This is a genomic window from Enterococcus mundtii, assembly GCF_003957375.1.
Lineage (GTDB): Bacteria > Bacillota > Bacilli > Lactobacillales > Enterococcaceae > Enterococcus_B > Enterococcus_B spodopteracolus.
The window spans coordinates 30,725-48,783 of sequence record NZ_CP025472.1; the positions used below are offsets into that span (position 1 = coordinate 30,725).

At 37.0% G+C, this 18,059-nt stretch carries 22 protein-coding genes and 1 pseudogene; 1 reads left to right on the top strand and 22 read right to left on the bottom strand.

All coding sequences use genetic code 11. From position 1 onward, the window contains the following. Positions 1-544 precede the first annotated feature (544 nt). From CYK55_RS00190 to CYK55_RS13625, 15 genes and pseudogenes are all read right to left on the bottom strand, one after another. A complete protein-coding gene (locus tag CYK55_RS00190) occupies positions 545-1,168 on the bottom strand; it encodes a recombinase family protein (RefSeq protein WP_066025968.1) in 624 nt (207 codons plus the stop codon). A gap of 219 nt (positions 1,169-1,387) precedes the next feature. Beyond that, positions 1,388-1,567 carry a hypothetical protein gene (locus tag CYK55_RS13615; RefSeq protein WP_241234740.1) on the bottom strand — a complete coding sequence of 60 codons (180 nt, stop codon included), beginning with the start codon at positions 1,565-1,567 and terminating at the stop codon, positions 1,388-1,390. Next, positions 1,564-2,496: a pectate lyase family protein gene (locus tag CYK55_RS00195; protein WP_241234741.1), complete on the bottom strand. Its 933-nt coding sequence runs from the start codon at positions 2,494-2,496 to the stop codon at positions 1,564-1,566. Before CYK55_RS00195 ends, CYK55_RS13615 begins: the two co-directional genes overlap by 4 nt. A 228-nt stretch (positions 2,497-2,724) precedes the next feature. Next, positions 2,725-2,946 carry a hypothetical protein gene (locus tag CYK55_RS00200; RefSeq protein WP_077151986.1) on the bottom strand — a complete coding sequence of 74 codons (222 nt, stop codon included), beginning with the start codon at positions 2,944-2,946 and terminating at the stop codon, positions 2,725-2,727. 806 nt (positions 2,947-3,752) lie between these two features. Further along, positions 3,753-4,037, bottom strand: a complete 285-nt coding sequence (locus CYK55_RS00210; RefSeq protein ID WP_126133770.1) for a super-infection exclusion protein B — start codon at positions 4,035-4,037, stop codon at positions 3,753-3,755. A gap of 36 nt (positions 4,038-4,073) precedes the next feature. After that, positions 4,074-4,649, bottom strand: a complete 576-nt coding sequence (locus CYK55_RS00215; RefSeq protein ID WP_126133771.1) for a recombinase family protein — start codon at positions 4,647-4,649, stop codon at positions 4,074-4,076. A 15-nt stretch (positions 4,650-4,664) separates the two neighbouring features. Then, positions 4,665-5,268: pseudogene (fic, locus tag CYK55_RS00220) on the bottom strand (protein adenylyltransferase Fic). A gap of 351 nt (positions 5,269-5,619) precedes the next feature. Next, on the bottom strand, positions 5,620-5,967 hold the full coding sequence (locus CYK55_RS00225; RefSeq protein WP_126133772.1) for a DUF7006 family protein: 348 nt from the start codon (positions 5,965-5,967) through the stop codon (positions 5,620-5,622). 73 nt (positions 5,968-6,040) lie between these two features. Further along, positions 6,041-8,038, bottom strand: coding sequence for a WxL domain-containing protein (locus CYK55_RS00230; protein ID WP_241234742.1), 1,998 nt, complete (start codon positions 8,036-8,038; stop codon positions 6,041-6,043). A 386-nt stretch (positions 8,039-8,424) separates the two neighbouring features. After that, positions 8,425-9,135, bottom strand: a complete 711-nt coding sequence (locus CYK55_RS00235) for a hypothetical protein (protein ID WP_126133774.1) — start codon at positions 9,133-9,135, stop codon at positions 8,425-8,427. Between the two features lie 134 nt (positions 9,136-9,269). Next, positions 9,270-10,634 carry a pectate lyase-like adhesive domain-containing protein gene (locus tag CYK55_RS00240; RefSeq protein WP_126133775.1) on the bottom strand — a complete coding sequence of 455 codons (1,365 nt, stop codon included), beginning with the start codon at positions 10,632-10,634 and terminating at the stop codon, positions 9,270-9,272. A 15-nt stretch (positions 10,635-10,649) separates the two neighbouring features. Next, the gene (locus CYK55_RS00245) at positions 10,650-11,711 is read right to left on the bottom strand and encodes a DUF916 and DUF3324 domain-containing protein (RefSeq protein WP_126133776.1); all 1,062 of its coding nucleotides are present in this window, start codon (positions 11,709-11,711) and stop codon (positions 10,650-10,652) included. A gap of 82 nt (positions 11,712-11,793) precedes the next feature. After that, positions 11,794-12,657, bottom strand: coding sequence for a WxL domain-containing protein (locus CYK55_RS00250; protein WP_126133777.1), 864 nt, complete (start codon positions 12,655-12,657; stop codon positions 11,794-11,796). Beyond that, positions 12,654-12,791, bottom strand: a complete 138-nt coding sequence (locus tag CYK55_RS13620; RefSeq protein WP_241234743.1) for an LPXTG cell wall anchor domain-containing protein — start codon at positions 12,789-12,791, stop codon at positions 12,654-12,656. The genes CYK55_RS00250 and CYK55_RS13620 overlap by 4 nt, the downstream gene beginning before the upstream one ends. 17 nt (positions 12,792-12,808) lie before the next feature. Beyond that, positions 12,809-13,006, bottom strand: coding sequence for a hypothetical protein (locus CYK55_RS13625; RefSeq protein WP_241234744.1), 198 nt, complete (start codon positions 13,004-13,006; stop codon positions 12,809-12,811). Positions 13,007-13,485: 479 nt separating this feature from the next. Here CYK55_RS13625 and CYK55_RS00260 point away from each other — a divergent pair, with 479 nt between their 5' ends. Beyond that, on the top strand, positions 13,486-14,025 hold the full coding sequence (locus CYK55_RS00260; RefSeq protein WP_126133778.1) for a hypothetical protein: 540 nt from the start codon (positions 13,486-13,488) through the stop codon (positions 14,023-14,025). 441 nt (positions 14,026-14,466) lie between these two features. On the opposite strand, the gene CYK55_RS13630 is transcribed toward CYK55_RS00260, so the two are convergent. The 7 genes from CYK55_RS13630 to CYK55_RS00285 form a co-directional block, all read right to left on the bottom strand. Then, positions 14,467-14,979, bottom strand: coding sequence for a hypothetical protein (locus CYK55_RS13630; RefSeq protein ID WP_241234745.1), 513 nt, complete (start codon positions 14,977-14,979; stop codon positions 14,467-14,469). Positions 14,980-15,080: 101 nt separating this feature from the next. Further along, positions 15,081-15,281 carry a hypothetical protein gene (locus CYK55_RS13970; RefSeq protein WP_338142397.1) on the bottom strand — a complete coding sequence of 67 codons (201 nt, stop codon included), beginning with the start codon at positions 15,279-15,281 and terminating at the stop codon, positions 15,081-15,083. A 95-nt stretch (positions 15,282-15,376) separates the two neighbouring features. Next, positions 15,377-15,652: a hypothetical protein gene (locus tag CYK55_RS13975; RefSeq protein WP_338142398.1), complete on the bottom strand. Its 276-nt coding sequence runs from the start codon at positions 15,650-15,652 to the stop codon at positions 15,377-15,379. Positions 15,653-15,666: 14 nt separating this feature from the next. Further along, complete coding sequence (locus tag CYK55_RS13980; protein WP_338142399.1) at positions 15,667-15,861, bottom strand: hypothetical protein; 195 nt, start codon at positions 15,859-15,861, stop codon at positions 15,667-15,669. Between the two features lie 199 nt (positions 15,862-16,060). Next, the gene (locus tag CYK55_RS13635; RefSeq protein WP_241234746.1) at positions 16,061-16,267 is read right to left on the bottom strand and encodes a type II toxin-antitoxin system HicB family antitoxin; all 207 of its coding nucleotides are present in this window, start codon (positions 16,265-16,267) and stop codon (positions 16,061-16,063) included. A gap of 34 nt (positions 16,268-16,301) precedes the next feature. Continuing rightward, positions 16,302-16,490 (bottom strand): type II toxin-antitoxin system HicA family toxin, encoded by a 189-nt coding sequence (locus CYK55_RS00280; RefSeq protein WP_023520664.1) that lies wholly within the window; start codon positions 16,488-16,490, stop codon positions 16,302-16,304. A 65-nt stretch (positions 16,491-16,555) separates the two neighbouring features. Continuing rightward, positions 16,556-18,058 carry a relaxase/mobilization nuclease domain-containing protein gene (locus tag CYK55_RS00285; RefSeq protein WP_126133779.1) on the bottom strand — a complete coding sequence of 501 codons (1,503 nt, stop codon included), beginning with the start codon at positions 18,056-18,058 and terminating at the stop codon, positions 16,556-16,558. Position 18,059: the final 1 nt, after the last annotated feature.

Genomic DNA, 18,059 nt, shown 5'->3' on the forward strand with positions numbered 1-18,059 from the left:
TTACTTCTATATAAAATACCATACAACAAGTATGGAATAAGAAGAGGGAGCTGATAGAGTGATAAAAGAAACAGATTTTATCAAAACATATTCTCCTTCTAGAGGAGAAAAAGGTGAACAATAAAGCTAAGGCATTATTGCTTGGAGTACTTTCTTTTATAAGCACGATATTAAAAGACCTTCTTGCATTGCCGATGCCTAATATGTTGATTGCAACACTTTGCATAGTGATTATTTTAATAGTAGTCACATTTTGTGTAATTTGTTTACTAGTAGTCAACAAAAAAAACTCATTCGATTAAGAATGAGTCAATAAGAACCGACTGTTAAACAATGCTTGGTAGGCCAGGTTTAACATGTCTTAGTAATTGGTTAGAAGCTAAGCTTACACCTAACTTATGACTACGATATTCGACTATCGTAGTCTTTTTATATTATATATATATTGTATATATATATATAATATATATCATAACTAAATCCTAACACTTATACAACTGTTTGTAAATAAAATCCTATGGCACTTACTTTATCGTATAGTGTACTATATATTTTTTTCATCTTCATGATATTTATTTCTCTTGTCATTAGTAATGCCGTTCTTCATTCTATACCTCCGAAATGTTCTTCGATTAATTCCAGTTTGCTGTTCTACTTCTTTGTCTGTAGATCCTTCTAAAAATAATTTAAATGCTAACTGAAGCCTTGGATCATCTTCTCTGTACTTTGGTTTCCCACCTTTGTATTTTCCTTTTGCTTTAGCAAACACAATTCCCTGTTGCTGCGTTTCACGAATGTATCGACGTTCTTCTTCCGCCTGGTACTTGTACAGTTCGATAATTAGATTATTGAGTAGACGACGTAAATTATCATCAGTTATACCTGTCAACGCTGGTAAGTTCAAAACTTCCAGTGTAGCTTTCTTCAGCTGAATCAAATTCATCGTTTCCGTTAGCTCTTTATTATTTCGCCCAAGACGTTTTAATTCTGTCACAACGACAATATCACCTTCACGTATGAATTTCATCATTTCTTGAAATCCTTCACGATTGGTATCTTTCCCACTTGCCTTATCAGTAAAAATTTTATCACACTTTGATAACAGTTCTAACTGTCGATCTAAATTTTGATCAATACTGCTCACTCGAGCATATCCAATTTTAGCCATAGAAAAAAACTCCTTTAAAATTCAAAAACTTGGATCAATTTTAAAATCCTGTTGCCCAACTCTGTTGACCTCTTAGAAATCCAAGTATATCACGAACACACAAAAAGTCCAACAGGGTATACCCTGTTGGTCTATTATTAAACATCTAAATCTAACTAATTATGTGAACTTTCAAATAAATCAAAATAATAACACATCTTAAGGTATGTTATACATGACTTACTCAGTATATTGTCCAGCATTCGCCTTCACATATACTTCAACTTCATTTACAGGAATTGAGGGTAGCTTATAGTAGACGGACGGATTCCAATTGATACCATATGAAGGTACTTCTTGGTATTTTCCAGTTTGATCTTGATCATAACTACTATTGATCAAAAGATTATTTTTATTCAATAGGTATCCCATTGGTGAAGGAGGGCCATCTGGGTGCCCCAAGATCGGCGCGTATTAATAAAGGTGTTCTCTTCAGCAATGACCTGTGCACTTACTCCCACACCAATTCCATAGCTTGAGATATCTGTATATAGGTTATTTAAAACATGTACTTCACCAAAACGAACCCGAGGATTTCTTTGTTCTGTCCCTTTAAACCAGTTATAAGCAAATGTAACTTTCAATTTATCTAAATCTTGCGCTGCATTTGAATCAGAGTGTCCTACCAAAATCGTTTTATTATGATTAGTAAAAATATTATTTGAAATGGTGACCCAATTTGACCCTCTTTTGATGTCGATTAACCCATCATGACGATTGCTGCCGGTAGGCACATCAGCTGCAATCCAAGGCTCATCCGAAAAATAATTATGATCAACCCAAACATGTTGGCTATTTTCGATGGTGATCGCATCAATTTCGGTGAAATCACCTGGATTCAAACGGCTTTGCAAATTTGTTTGGATTCCCCCGTTTCCATCGGGATACTCCCCCTCATCAAAAGATAGGGCATTTGTTAACTTCAAATTACGGATAATCACCTGCTCTTGGCCGCGAATTCTCAAACCACCGCCTGTAATTTCAGATTCAGAGCTAATACCAATAATTGATTTGTTTGAGCCAACATCCACGATTACTCCAGGAGAAGAGACAAACAAATCTGTTAAATCAATTTTACTGTTAACATAAATTGTCGCAGGTAAATCACCACGCACGGCATCTCGAAAATCATGTGCTGTTTCAACGAACAGTTGAATACCATTTTGTCCACCTACTGTTCCTGGACCATAACTAGCAAATCCCAAACTATTATCTGGCATTTCTACCGCTTCAACATTTGAAGTCATACCACCTAAAGCCAACAGACAGAATATAATTAGTTTTCTCATACTGTTCTCCTATTCTTTTTTATAGAAATCGGCCGATCTTCTAACTAAAATTATACACAGCATTTATATAATTTGATAATCAATTATTTTGGGAGGCTGCAATTATTGATTTTCTTGTCTGACACTTTTCTGGTAAAATTATAGTGATAATTAAAAATATAATGATTTTATATTTTGATAATCATTCACTTAATGTGTGATAAAATATACTTAAAAAGAGCAAATCATCTATGGATTTGCTCTTTTATTATGATGATGTTTAATTTTATCTAGGATCAATTCAAATGTTTCAAAGGTATCTATATCTAACTGGCACAGCCAAAGCAAGTATTTCTTTTCCTTACATGTCCAGTCAACAGTGGGGTAGGAGGACATCAAATTATTATATCTTGCTCTTTGTTCACTTGATGCTAGCTGCCAGCGTTTCTCAAATATTTTTTCTTCTTCCATTATTGATCCCCCAAAAAGAGTGCTGCCTGAAACTTCAATAACGGGCAGCGCAAGTCTAATTACGCAGATCTAAGTATAGCATAGCAAACAATTATGAAAAATCTTAGAAGGTGCTAAATGTTCTACCGTCTTTTGCTTTGCTTCTATTCTTAATATGTTTTGTTATGGTTGCTCTACATAATTTTTCATTGATCACACACTCTCTTATTGTTGTGTACTCTCTGACGTTGCTTTCTTGATCAAGTACCTTTATTCCATTTGCATCCCGATAGTTCATAGGAGACGCTCTTCCATCAGAATTAGTTGACCCAATCGCTTGAACCTCCTTTACAATTTCGGGACGATTCAACCCCCTCTTCAGCTGTTAAAAGTAAAATTTTATAATAGCTTCTCTTGTCTTACATTTCTAGGCGCTCACCAACTTAGATGCTATTCGTATTGCTCTAAAATGTTTTGCAAATCGTGAATTTTAAATCGTACGTCTTGGTATCTGTAGTCAAATTCGCTAAATTCAGAAATAGAGGTTTCCAGCTCATCTATCTTACTTTTAATGTGCTGTTTCCTTTCTTCAATATATTCATCGAAATAGTCTTGGTTTTTATCAAAAAATCTCTAGCTATCGGCTGCAGCACATACGAAAAACCTGATACTGGATCCCCATATTCGCCACTAGAAATAATACCTTGACTATTCAATTTCTTTACAGCAGCATCTCTTATTCCATCGAAATTGTAAGTATCGTTCCGGAATATTTTATAGACTATATCTTTTTCCGTGTCAGTCAGCGTATCCATATTTTTAGCAAATTATTTCTTAAACTTCCATTTTTTATACATAGACTTAAATTTCTTAGAACCTATATGAAGCCAATCAATTATTACTATTGATATACTAATCCAAAATACAACGGGAACCCATGTTCCAACTGAAGAATTTTTTATCGATAACAGACGCATATGTTGTAACCAGTCATCAGAAAAAAATGTAGTTACTCCAGTTGTAATGACTAGATATTTTGCAAATTTTCTTAATGCTTCAATTGCTGTTGTAACTGTTACAGGTATATCTTTTACCTTCGTAATATCGCTCATAAAATTCCCTTCCTGAATTGTGGTTTTTGTCTGTTTCTAAACACTTTCTTCTATTTGTTTCTTTATTCTGTAAAGCGTACTTCGACTGAAACCGGTTATGGATTCAACTTCTTTATATGATTTACCTGAAATGAGAAGTTCATAGGCATGCTGTTTCTTTGGAGTGATTGTAGCTTTCGGACGTCCTTCTTTAAAGTTCGGATTATTCTTTTTAGCAAATATTTTTCCTTCTTGGGTACGTTCAACAATCATGTCACGTTCCATTTCAGCAACACTCAACAAGGTACGAACGATCATTCTCCCCATCGAAGTATTTTCAATCGATCCTAAATTCAAAACCTTAATTGTAACGTTATCATCGAGTAGAGGCTCAATGATTTCTAATGCCTCCCGTGTATTACGAGCGAATCGATCAAGTTTAGTAACGACAATCTCATCTCCAGGTTTCAGACTATCCAACAACTGATTAAACTTTGGCCGATCTCGTTTTGTACCTGTAAATTTTTCAGAAAAAATATTTTTCTTCTCAACACCGTTCTCAAGTAGCTGCTGAATCTGTTCCATTGTACTTTGAGAAGCAGTTGAAACACGTGCATAGCCATATTTTGTCATTTAATCCACCTGCTCTTACAAATCATCTATCGTATACTCAGAGTATCCTTCATAAAAATAGCTAATATCAATTCCTTTCATATATAACTCACGATCGTCAATCTTATCAGTCAGGGCGTTAGAAATCAGATAGCGTATTTCCAAGTCGTTTATTGGACTGCGCTCCATTGCAGAAAGGTAGTCTGCTTTATCGATCAAGTTCCAATCAACAACTTTTTGCAATTCTTCCTTTAATATGAGATCCAGCCAAATTCTAGTACTGCGTCCATTTCCTTCGCGAAAAGGGTGAGCAATATTCATCTCCACGTATTTCTTAATAATCTCTTCAAAAGAAGTTTGTGGCATCTGATCAATATGCTTTAACGATTGCTCCAGATACATAACCGGCGCAAAACGAAAATTTCCTTTTGCAATATTAACCGTCCGAATTTTTCCTGCAAAGTCATAAATTTCTGAAAAGAGAAAATCATGAATTTCAGATAAGCCTTTAAACGTGCCGACTTCGATTTCATTAATTTTTCCAGAATCATATAATTTTTGCTTTTTGCTTACTGAGTTTCTCTTCAGCCTTGGCCAACTCAACCTGATTCGTTAAACCCAATTTATTCTCTAAAATCATGGAAAATCCCTTAACTTTTTGACATAAGTTTATGAAACACTATAAATCCTATTATATCGCGAATTTAACCATGTGTCAAAAACTATTAAGTTTCTGACTCTTCAGAAGAATTATTTTGAAAAACAGCGAATATGTCGCTTAACTGAACAGTTTCTTTTTTGATGAGTTTCGAGAAAAAATAATTTTTTAATTATGTGCATTCAAAAAGATTATCCAGAAAACAATTTAATTAGAACAATGATTCATTGACACAAAACATAATGAAGTCGTCCAAACAAAACTTATAAAAAAGAGTGTCCAGAAAATAATTTTCTGAACACTTTTTTACAATGACCTAATGCTAGGCTCACTCTATACGACATGAAATACTAGTGAGTGATTGGTCTCCGCACTTAACTCATTGCCACAAAGTTCTTTAAGGTACGTGCGATAATCTGTTTCAACGAGTCGCAGAATCTCTTGCGTCGAAAAATCGTCATACCGAATCAGTTCTGCAATGAGTGTTAGTTTTGCATCGATACCCAGGACTTCAGGAAGTGTCTCCCAAAAGTTGTCTGGCGAGACCTCACTCGTCAATTGATTCAGTCGTTCGAATTGTTGCACCAGATACTCCTCCAGTTCCCTGGTCTCTCTTTTAGCTTGTGTCACGGTGTCTTGAAACTGACGCATATATTCGTCCTTCATTAGAGGTGTTTCCATCCTACCCGCTCCTTTCTCGTCTTCATCCGTTCTAAGTGTAAAAGAGGAAAAATCTTACGCTCTGTTCCTATTTTTAATTGTCAGGAACGGCGCTAAGTTCCCACGTCAAGGTTGTTTCATAGCGAGTGGCTTCAGGGTTTGCGCCTTTTGGCACATCTAAAGCCACACTTTTATTAGCCGTTTCTTGATCGCCAAACCGATAGATCCAGGTACCAGTCCCTTCCGTTCCTTGGGCCATTAACAGAATCCGTCGGTTTCCTGGAACCAGTGCCAATGGATTGGTTTGTTGGAATTCCGGTGCACTGCCGCCTTGGGCGGTCGCCAGTTGCTGGTTTGTCAGGCGCAAACGCGCCCCGTTCAATTCTCGATTATTGGTTGAGGTAAATGGATTATTTTGTGTCACAGCAAGCTGCCAGCCATTGCGATCATTTTCTGGTCGCCGATCGCTGATTTGAACATAGTTTGGCCGTTCTTCTGTCTCATTGACCGTCCCATCTTCATTCAATAATCGCTGCGGTTGCGCATAATAGGTTTGATCAGTTACTGAAATGCCTTGCGTACCAAATTGTAACTGTGAGACAAAATCAATACTTAACCTTCCCTGATCTTCAGGAAGCTGTGGTTTGTTTTCTGGATTGATTTCTGTTTCTGGATCTAATGGATCCACAGGTGAAACAGGTCGCAGGTCCTGGACCATTAAAACCGTTGCTTCATCAAACAATTTATCACGAAAAGAAAGCGGTGATTTTGGATTGATATTCCCTTGTTCATCATTCGTTATAGGCGGATTCATAACCCCTGAAGCTGCAGCAGATCCCTCACGGTCTTTTAAGAACACTTGAATTTTATCGTCTTCTTGTAATATTCGATCACTTAAGTCTAATGTGAAGGTGCCATCATTTTCAACAACTACATTTTCTGTATTTATCGGTTCGTCATTATGGGTAGCAGTAACCGTTACTTCTTTGTTTTCCGTGAAACCTTGAATCGTTGTACTATCATTTGAAACCACAGAAGAAGAAAACTTCGCTGGTGTTGGCGGAATGATGGGAAAGACTTCTACTGTATCTGTTAAGATAATATTTTCATATCCTTGTGTTAACTCTCCAGAAGTTAAGCGAACGTCTTTAATTTTGACCTTATCTCCTTTTTGTAGGTACTCTTCTAACTCTACTTCAAATAATCCAGCACGTGGTTCTTCGCCATAGATACTGATGCCTGGTTCTTCATTTGAGTGTCCCACAGTTTTAGCAGTATGTTCTGTTTTCGTTCCATTAGCACGTTCAACTTCTACAATGACTGTAGCTTCCCCCTCCCAAGCAGAACGGCTTTCTTCTAATCCAACTGGAATGCTGATATGTCCATGAATCTTTTTGTCGGCATTTGTTGGGACCCTGAGTTCATCTGCAATTGCCCACCGGGCATTATTTGAACTTAATCTAGAATATGTTGTCAATCCTGTGGTACCAAAAGTCCCAGTATTTAATACGTCTGGTTGACTAGTGGCTCCTAAAGTATTGAAATTTGTCCCAGAGAAAGAAAAATCTAAAGTTGGAAAATTCAAATCTGGATCACCGTCTAAGTTTGACCCATTTTTCCAGACTGCTAGATCACTATTTAATGCCTTTAAACTAGATCCGCTTGCGACATTAAATAGATTTCCTCCTCCAGATCGATTATTTCTGAAGTCCATAAATAAAGGATTGTCAAATTCTACATCTAGCACACCTGCTCTAAATACTCCACCATTTGCAGTAGCAGTACGAGAGCTAGCATGAAAATACCCACTATTCGTCGTTGCAATTTCTCCTGCACTATTTTCCATATCAATAGCTGGCCCATTTTCAGCAATTACCCGCACCTCAGCACCTTTACCTGACACATTAAAACTACCCCCACCAGATGTATAATGTATCCCTATATTTCCTCCTGAGGTAACATTTCCATCATGAGGAATGCCGTTACCTTTATTATAAACATTAAATTTTGCTCCTTCCTTCAGATTGACTACATTATTCCCCCCAAACATCCTAATTGTGGGAGCATCACCTCCATTTTTTGAAATATTCATTTCTGCATGTTCTAGCTGAAAGATATAATCTCCAAATGTTCTGAATCTGAGTGTAGCAAATTGGCCATTTGAGCTTTCAGTACTCAAATTTATTTTACTGCCTGATTCAATTAAAAACTCACTACCTTTACTTAAAAGAGTTAGTGCAGAAGCACTTTGAGAGTTTATATCCATCAATGAATTGTCATGAATTTTTATTGTTCCTCCTGAACTAGTCTCATTTCTTTCACCTAAGAAGAAACCTGCTGAATCAAGATGCCCTGAGACAACTGTATCTACATATACCTTAGAATTTGATGCCACTTCAAAAAGAGTAGCACTCCCTGCTTGCTCAATTCCATTCGCCTCTCTAGTTGATACGGAAATTTCTGATTTTTCAAGTACTTTTATTTTATTTTCAGATCCCGAATTAAAAAGCCTCTTTTAGAGCCACTTTCTATCGTAACATCAATTGTAGAAGCATTACCTACTTCTACTAAAGCTGTACTTCCTTCAACCCTAATTGCGTTATTTCCCATGTCACTTACGGCAGATGATCCACTTGTTGTTCTTACAGATAACTTAGAGCCATCATTGACTGAAATTTTAGGACGCGCGTTATTATTCCCAATTTGGATATTCTCTGTCGTTCCCATCCCTGCACCTATAATGGCCATTTCACTCTGATTACTTAAAGAAAGCAACGCATCTGTTCCTTGCAAAATTATTCCTTGTGAAGCCCCCGTATCTGTCATAACTAACTGACTATCGTCTAAAAGAATTTGTGGACTTGTACCCTGTAAATAAATCCCTCGTCCTGTTATAGAACTCATTTCCAAGATAGTATTATTTAAATAGAAAGAGGAATAATTACCTAATATATTAATCCTAGGTCCTGTCGTAGTATCTATTTCTACCTCTGAATTAGTAAATTTTATTATTGGATTATTTCCCGAGAAATTCATACCAGTACCACTGTTAGATTTTACTTTTATACTAGCTCCATTATTAGATTCAACTCTGATATTCTCCCCATTCATATTAATACCTGATCCAGTATCAGTATTCACTACTAGTTCAGAGTTATTAATCTCTAGAATAGAATTCGGTCCAATCATATTGATACCTCTTTTGAGCCCCACTACTGATATATCAATTTTAGATTTTTCATTAATTATGATGCTACTATTTTGGCCACTCAACGATAGTGCTAAATTGCTTGTGTTTGTAACAGAACTTCCAGATCCGGCTGCTACAACAAAAAAGAAGAGTAGTTTTTCACATTAATTAATGGTGAATCACCTCGGAAATCAACTGCTAGGCTAGTTCCGACCGTTGTAGTGATTATTAAGCTTGATCCATTTTCTACAACAATCTTTGGACTTGATACAGTGGCAGAAGAAAAGAAGACCGTTGCATTCCCTCGACTAATAGTGACCTCTGCTTGATTTGTTGCTACGACTTCTTTTGCTACGATGAAAGTTTGTGCAGAAGCTGTACGTGTGAAGTTTGATACGCCACCTGTAAAATGAATGTTTCCTTCAGGAAGAGAAGCTAATCGCATGGTATTCGCATTCACCTCGGTAATGTTTTCTAATTCAACCGTCCAATTTTTACTGCTTTCTACCGTTGCGTTGATCAATGGTGTTGTGCCAACTTTTGTAAGTCTTGTATTTTCAATTCGAAAAACACTTGGTTCCACTACTTCTGCTAGTTGAAAATAAAAGCCATTTATGCCAAATGTTAAGGTATATCCGTTTCCTTGGATAAGTAACGGACGATCAACAGTTAGAACATTTGCTGTAGCCTCCGTCAGATTGGCTTGAACGGAAATGATCCCAATATCAGGATTGCCAACTGCTTCTCTAAATTGCGCCATCGTAGTGACTTCTGCCGTCTCACCATCAAAGACTGTCGACTCCTCTGTTGCCTCATCGGTCTCTTCCTCATCTTTTTGTTGCTCCTGCGGCGCTTCTGCCACAGGCTCACGTACGTCTTCTGCCGGTTGTTGATTCTCTTGCTCTTCTTCTATTCCATTTTCTTCTTCTTTTAAATCCTCTTGTCCTGCTGAATCCTCATCGGAAGATTCTGTTTCTTCGACCGGAACTTCCTCACTAGTCTCTTCTGGTTCTTGCACCTCAATAGTCGCTGTCGCACCTTCCACAGCGACTTCATAATTTCCTATCGAGTCAAATACTACTGGAAGGACAAAGGTATTTCGTACACGTTCGGTCTGGATTATCCATTCATGAGAGTACGTTCCTTGTTTTGCAGTAAGACCCGCTGGCAACTGCTCTTTTAGTAGTTTCGCCTCGTTAGGTAAGGTGACTCGTGCTTCTGACACTTCTTGGTCAGAAAAGAAAAGCACTTTTATTGGTTCTTCGATCGTTCCGTTCATACGCGATTGTGTAAAGAAAAACCGTGGTTCACTTGTTTCTCCTTCTTCTAAATAATTTTTTATGCTCGGAAGTTCCAATGGTTCCAGATCTTCTTCTGTCTCATGTATAGGTACCTCAACCGTTTCTGCATAAATCATGCTTACCGGCAGGAAGAGTACGTGCAGAACTACTAAAGTCGCACTTAGAAGCACCCTCGTTTTTCTCCAGGTCATCGTCATCAAACGCACTCCTTTCTACTTCTCTGATTCATTTTCACGCACCTTCTTCTTCTGAACCATCAGATAAATCACTAAGGCTAGTAAAAGCAGAATTAGAATCATCGTCCCAATCATCCACCAGTTGATACTCGTATCAATCGTGACGTCTTCTCGGTTAAAGCTGCGGGCTTCGTCGGCTTCAATCGTAAACCCCCGTTCCCACGACCATTCTTCTTCTCCTGAAGTAGCTTTTAGTTTTAACACATAGTCGCCTGCTTGGAAACGATCCCCTTCTAACGAGATTGGAAAATTGAAGTTTGAGTTTGGCGCCATCTGCATCATTTCTTCATTCGCTGTGTAGAGCACCTCGTCTTCTCCTGCACGTTGAACCGTGGCTTCGACAGCCAGTTGATTCACAAAAGCGGGTGTAAAGTTTTGTAGGTTCGCACTGATCACATTACGGTAGTTCAATTGATCCGCAAACACATCGTTCAGCTCTAAATCTGGCTGAACCGAATTGCGCGTATTACTGACCACGACGCCTACGACGTAGGCAAACTCATTTTGGATTGCCACGCCCTCTTCTTCACTTGTCGGTTCTTCTTCTGCTTCTCTGACTTCCTTGATGCGTAAGCCGCCGGCTAGAAATCCCTCAAAAGAAGCCGCCGGCATACGTAAAGCGACCTCGACTGTTTTCGTTTCATTACCAGCTAAGTCAATCACTTCAGAAGCCTCAATCAACCCATCCACTGAATAAGGTAACGTTGGATCGGGTTTCTCCGCATCTTTTCCGTATTCCACCACTCCATGAACATTCGTATAGGCGGTGTGGGGAGTAATTTGAACTTGGATAGGTTCACTACTGGCGTTTTGTAGTTTTAATGACAACCTTTCGGTTTCCCCAGCAGCCAGATTCAAATCAAAGTAACTACTCGAACCTTCCACCTGGCTCTCAGGAAATTCTGGCGTCACATAAAAATTTAAGGTCCCCTCCTCGGCATGTCCGATCACGGGCACGAAAAGTATGACCAGTGTAAAGAGCATCAATAGCCAGCGAATCCCGTTGTTCAATGGTCTCAATCGTATTTGTTTATTCATCGCATGATTCCTTCCTTTTAAAAAAAACAGCGCTACAAATAGCTGCAACGCTGTCGAGAGTCAATTCATCTGTTCAGAAGGCTTATACACCTGCTGGTTGTTCAGTATCCTCTGGCTTTTCCTCTTCTTTATCATCATCACCGGCAGGTGGTTGATTTCCTGGAGTAGTAGTCAATTCCCATGTCAGAGTTGATTTATAGGTTGTCGCATCTTTGGCGGTTGACCCTGGGATCGATAAGCGAATCGCGTTGTTTTCGACTACCTCTTTTTGAGGATCCGCAAATTGAGCATTCAATTCCGCTTGATTCCCCCATACAACGGAAGAAGCACCCGCACCTTTATCTTTTTCAGCGGTCATCACAGATTGTGCCGCACCGTTAGGAATCAGTTTCAATCCGTCTGCATGTGCCGTTGGAGCATTAGCGGCAGTTGACCCTTCGTATTGAATACGAGAACCCACTAATTCAATCTCCGCTCCGGTCAATGTTTTATTAAGAGTTTCAGATTCAAAAGCACTTAAGCTTAATTTTAGATCCCAGCCAGCATTGCTTCCTCGTAAGTCTTGGACTTGGGCAAAGCTGACATAAGGAACATGCGTTGGCCCATCTGCGACTGGATTCTTTAGTTTCTGTGTTTCAGCTACCATGTTATATGTTTGATTTTGATTCGAGATAATTTGTGTACCGAAGTTCATGGTCGCAGCTTTCATAATAGACAAAGGACCCGTCGTTCCCGGTACCTCAGGAGCAATCTCGACATCTGGCGCTCCTGGACCCGTTTCAGGTGGAATGACTTCTAGCGGTCCATCATCTTCTCCAGCCGGTCGAAATTCGATTTTCCCCTCGGTTGTCACCTTCCTTACTTCATCGGCAAAAACAGCTGAAGAGCCTCCTACTAATACAGTGGTTGATAGTGCGACAATTGTTGCTAAACGGATTAATTTCATTGAATAAGTCCTACTTTTTTGTTAGTTTCTATGTGTGCTTGTTTCTTTTGTTTCCAGATAAAGAAAACCAAACTAAGCATTAGGAGCCCTAGCCCGATCAGCCAATGATTGGTGATCGTATTGGTCTTGGGCAATGCGCCTTCTGGTTTGGCTATTTCAGTGACTGGTGGTTCTTTGATGCTTTCAGGTGGTGTGGGATCTGGGGCCCCGATGGCACGTAAGTGCCCGTAAAACGAATTGATCCTTCGGTTTCTACTTGTTGGACTTCTTTCGCACTCACTGAAGTCAGTGAAAAGAAAAAGAAGAATACCAGTACGCCCATCAAAGTGAATTGTTTCTTCCTAATCATGTCCCTCCCCCTTGATTTTTCTCAAAACTCTTCGTTTTTAAGGAGACGAAAAAAAAGACATCCGATCGCATCAGATGTCTTGAAAAAGTGATTAAATTAGGTTTCCTATTAAAGAAGATAAATAACATATTATCATTATCAAAAACGAAGGTTTTCGAGAATAAACATGCAAGAATAATCCTATAAGGACATTTCTTACTTTAGCAATAATAACATGTTGAATCTTTTTAAAAAAAACAATTTTTTCATATGGTAGTGAAAAAATTGTTTTTATCTTTTATATCTATTATATTCACTCATTATTTTGTAGAAATTTTACTATCTTCTATCAGTTTCCTTAGCAAGTCTAAGTAAATTCAGCTAACTAATTATTATTTGATTCAAAAGAAATATAATTATCAACTAAAAAAAGTTATTGAAAACGCATTCTTTATCGTGTTATAATAAAATTGAATAACATAATAAAAGGAGGCAGAATCATGAAAAAACTAGTTTTCTCACTTGTTTGTCTGTTAAGTTTCTTATCATTAGGTCTATTAGGACCAAAAATTCAAGCAAGCGAAATACTGACTGAAAACACAAATTTGATCGCAGATATCCCAATCAATAATCCACGTATTATGGCGTCTGTTAACACGAATAATGATTATCACTCTATGCTATTCTTAAATCAGACAAGATATGCTGGTTGGTATTATCCAACAATGCAAGAGCAGAGAGAACAATGGTATGATCAAATCGTTTTTGAAAAATCACCTCGAGGAGTATACATTCGCGTGTTACAATCAAAAGGAAATAATAACAGATTATACTTTAATATTTCTAATAGAGGATATGTTTATTTAGATATAAAAGAGAACGCTAGAGAGTTTTCTGTAACTAAGCTACCACCAACAAGTAATTTATATTATGATACCTACAGAGTAACAGATCTATCTACAAACCAGTCATTGGGAATTTATAATAATTATATTACTATCGGTTCAGGTACTATTCCAAGAAACTGGATTTTTGTTTGAATAACTCAAAATAAATATTAGAGATTTATTTTTATTTAGTATTATTTTTAACTTTGATTCTATAATATCTGGTGTTGGTGGAAAACAATTTTGTTTTTTGCTAACACTATTTTTCTGTGAACAAAAATGGAAAAAGAGATATTCAAATTTATGGAATTAGGTTATTTAAAACCACCGCTCTAAAAAAAGATTAACTACATAGATGCCTTGATTTTACCTCTTGCTATACAAATTCTGGGATTTAATGAAAGAAAAGGTATTTCTTTGTAAATAATGTGGTACTACTTTCTCAGTTAAATTTCTTTCAACTTGAAACGAAAAATCATGTCAGAATTAACGATCAATGAATTATTTTTAATTCCTCGTTTTGCTTCTTGATCATGAAATAATCTTTAAATATATCCAATGAATTGTAAATAATATTACTTGGTGTAACGTAAATTAACTAAGTATTCTTTTTTTGGTGAGCAACCTAAGATACTTTGGAAAAATTGCTTTCGTATATCTATTTTGTAATTTAAGTGTTAATTCAATTTCAAAATGCCAGGTACTAATTTCTGCCAGTTGATTTTCAAATCTCAAAACATAATCTGAAATATTACAAAGTTTTTTATTACTTTGGATATATTCTTTTTCTAAGACAACATATTTGCTATATAGTAATTCTCGAATTCTTACCACCCTTTCCTTCAGATTAGACTCAATCATTTCGATCATCTCTTTTGGATTTATGTTCCGTAACAGTCTCTCAAGACTTGGTGAAGGGGCGCAGGCACAAGGGTAGTTGTTATCATCGAATATGTTTTTTTGAATCCTCGGAGTAGCTGGAATCCCAACTTTTTCTCGTAAATTTTTATACTCTGATAGAAATATACTGAATTTTTCTTTGGTGGTTTCCCATTCTATATCCACATCCTTGGGCAATTGATATTTGGTCACATCAAAAAGTTCCATTCGTCCCTCCATAATACAAAAAGCATTACCTCTCAAAAATGAGTAGGCAATGCTTTTATGTCATCATTATTTTTATTATCAGTTGTACCATAATTTTTCCTTCACAGCTCTGGCTCATTGTTTTTTTTCATTGATCGAAGTTCAGATTTTACTCGAAAAGTAGAAAGATCTTGGCCCACATTGCGCTCTTCAATCGGTTGACGCAAATACAACTCACGTTCTTTTTTCGAAGGTAATGTACGATACAATCCCTCAAATGCTTGTTCTTCTTCTAAATGATCCTTTGCTCGATAGAATGACATCAGATTAAAAGTAAACTCTAAACGTTTTATATCATGAAAAGGAACCATCAAATAGTTTTCGCTGTCCAATGTGCCGTATGCAGCATTGGCTGAAATTAACGCTGTGCGCTTTTGCCATCTTGAAAAGCCTGTAATTTAGCCAGTCTAGCGAAAACCCACCAGGCATCTTTTTCTGTTCGTTCAGATTGTTCAAACTGATCCACGATTTCTTGTAAATCGTTCCTAGAAATAATCTCTTTAGGGAAATAGTGTTCTTGACTAGCTTGATCAAGAACAATAGCTATCCGATCATCTTCATTGTAATATGAATTTCGCAAATGACCAGGTAATTTGGGCTGTTCTTCAGACGGTGAATCAAATTGCTTGTTCACTTCGATAATACCATCTACAGAAAAACCTTTTCTTTTATCGCATTGATCCCTTTTAAACTATCTACAAAAATAGCTATATCATCTCTATTTTGACGGAGTGGTTTCGTAGATTTCAAATCTAACGCTTTTTTCGTTTGATAAACAGAGCTGCCGTAATTATTCAAACTACCCAACGATTGAATGAATTTTGCGAGTGCCGTAGTATCCATATGTTGACCACCTCCATTATCAGACATTTAATTTTTGAGCTAATGCTTCAGTCATCGTTTTAGAAAAATTAATTCCTTCATTCGTCGCACGCACGTTCAACCAATGTGGAATTTTGATTGTTTTTTTTATCAAGTTGGACATCTTTTAAATAATCATTTAAGTCGACAGAAATCAATGTCGCAAATTCTGTTTCAGGGTTTACAGAAAGGGCATTGATAGCCGTAGGTGTTGGCAAAGGCATGTTTTTTCAACTAGGTCTCCAAGCATAATACCTAACGCATCTGCCGCAAGTTCTAATCCTTGGGCGATATCTTCCGATTGCGTGACCGCTCCTTCAACATCAGGAAAATAAATTCCGTATCCAACAGGATCTTTTTCAAATATAGCTGGATAAACTTTTTTCATTTCTATCCCTCTCTTTCTTATAGACACAGTGGGCTTATTTGCCCACTGCTTTTCGAACAGAATCCTCTACTCTTCTAGATAACTCTTTTGAATGACTGGTAAGAATAACTGGTCTAGGAAAATTTTTCTTTATAAATTTCCTGTGTGACCCCTTTCCACCCTTCACTTCAACAAAGCCAGCATCTTTGAGTAATTTCTCTGCTTCTCTAATTGTCATGGGCATTTCAAGCTACCTCCTGACAATAATATTGTAGCACGTACAGGGCGTACTGTAAAGTTTTTTCGTGTCTATTTATCAAGATCAACCGAATCGGATACTGCCTTTTCTGTCAAAATACTCAATGCTGCATCGTAAGTTTTTAATTGTTTCTCAAGCAACTTTACTTGTTTTTCAAGTTCTTTTTTCTCACCATATAAGGATTTTACTTTCTCTATTTGTTCAAGATTGGACGGATCATACTTTAGTTTTTCGTTCGCTCGAAATAACTTGTCGTCCAAAGTTTCTCTTGCCTCTTGCACAATTTCATAATTATCATAAAAGTCTTTCCCTAAAACATGTGGTAGTTGATCGCTGCTTACTTGACGGGTTGACAAAATATTTAAAGCTGTAACCATTTCTCGGACGTTTTGAATAGCAGAATTTTTTCGTTTTGGAAACAGTCCGCTTTCTCCAGAAAGATAATTTGCTAAAGACGCTCCCTTAACAAATTTATTTTTTTGTCCTTTTTCATCACTCCAAAAATAAAAAATATCTTTGTAATTAAAATGCGCCTCGTAGCGTCCGTCTTCCAATTTCTCTAACATGTAATCAGGAACTTTGACCACACCTGTTTCATACCGACCATAGGCAATCTCAACATAAATCCCTGTCATGGTGTCTCTTTGTATTTGCCAGGGTTCAATGACAAAGGTTAGATCGGGTAGAGATTCTTTTTCTGCTTTTTGTTCTACATATTTTTTTGCAATATCCATTGTATTGAAAACCGCTTCCGGTTTATTTTTACTTACCCGCTCGATAATATTTTCTTCATTGTAGATCCGTTGTTTTTTATTTATCGTATAATCACGAGCTGGACGTTTTTGTGGCAGATCCAATAATTTGTAGTTGATCACTTTCCCATATTCTTCTGAATTATGATTAGGGTCAACATCAATATTTAGAAGCCTTGCCTTCACTAAAAAATCATCCCAGCTTGTACTATGGGTAAGCAAAAAATTTAACCGTTCTTTTAATTCAACTCGATACGCATTCTTTCTTCGATATTCTTGATACTTTTTATGTGAGTTTCTTTTAGGCGTATCGAGGATCATTGCGCCGTGATAGTCCGCTACCTTATCGGAGTAATTTCTTAAATGAGCCGCTGTTCCTCGTTGCCAGCGAAACTTCGTTAAATCGACACTTGAGGTTGTATTAAAAATAATATGGTTATGCAAGTGTTCTTTATCTACATGGGTCGCAATGATAAATTCATAGTCTTCACCTAAAAAGTCGAGCGCTGTCTGTCTTCCAATTTCATGAACTTCTGCAGCTGTTAAATTATCTTCTGGATCAAAGGATTGGATAATATGTCGAGCGATAACTTCTTCGTTAGATTTTTTATTTTTTTGACCTTTTATATTTTTTGCTAACATTCTGGTCAGATTCATTTCAAAAAAGGCATTATTTACCGAATTAATTTTATGACCACTTGTCAATGTTTGATTTTCCGTTTTTTCTGGATTTAGAATATACTCAATTGCTCGAAGTAAATTTTTTTCTTGTTTAATTGAAATCGTTCTTGTTGTAGGCATA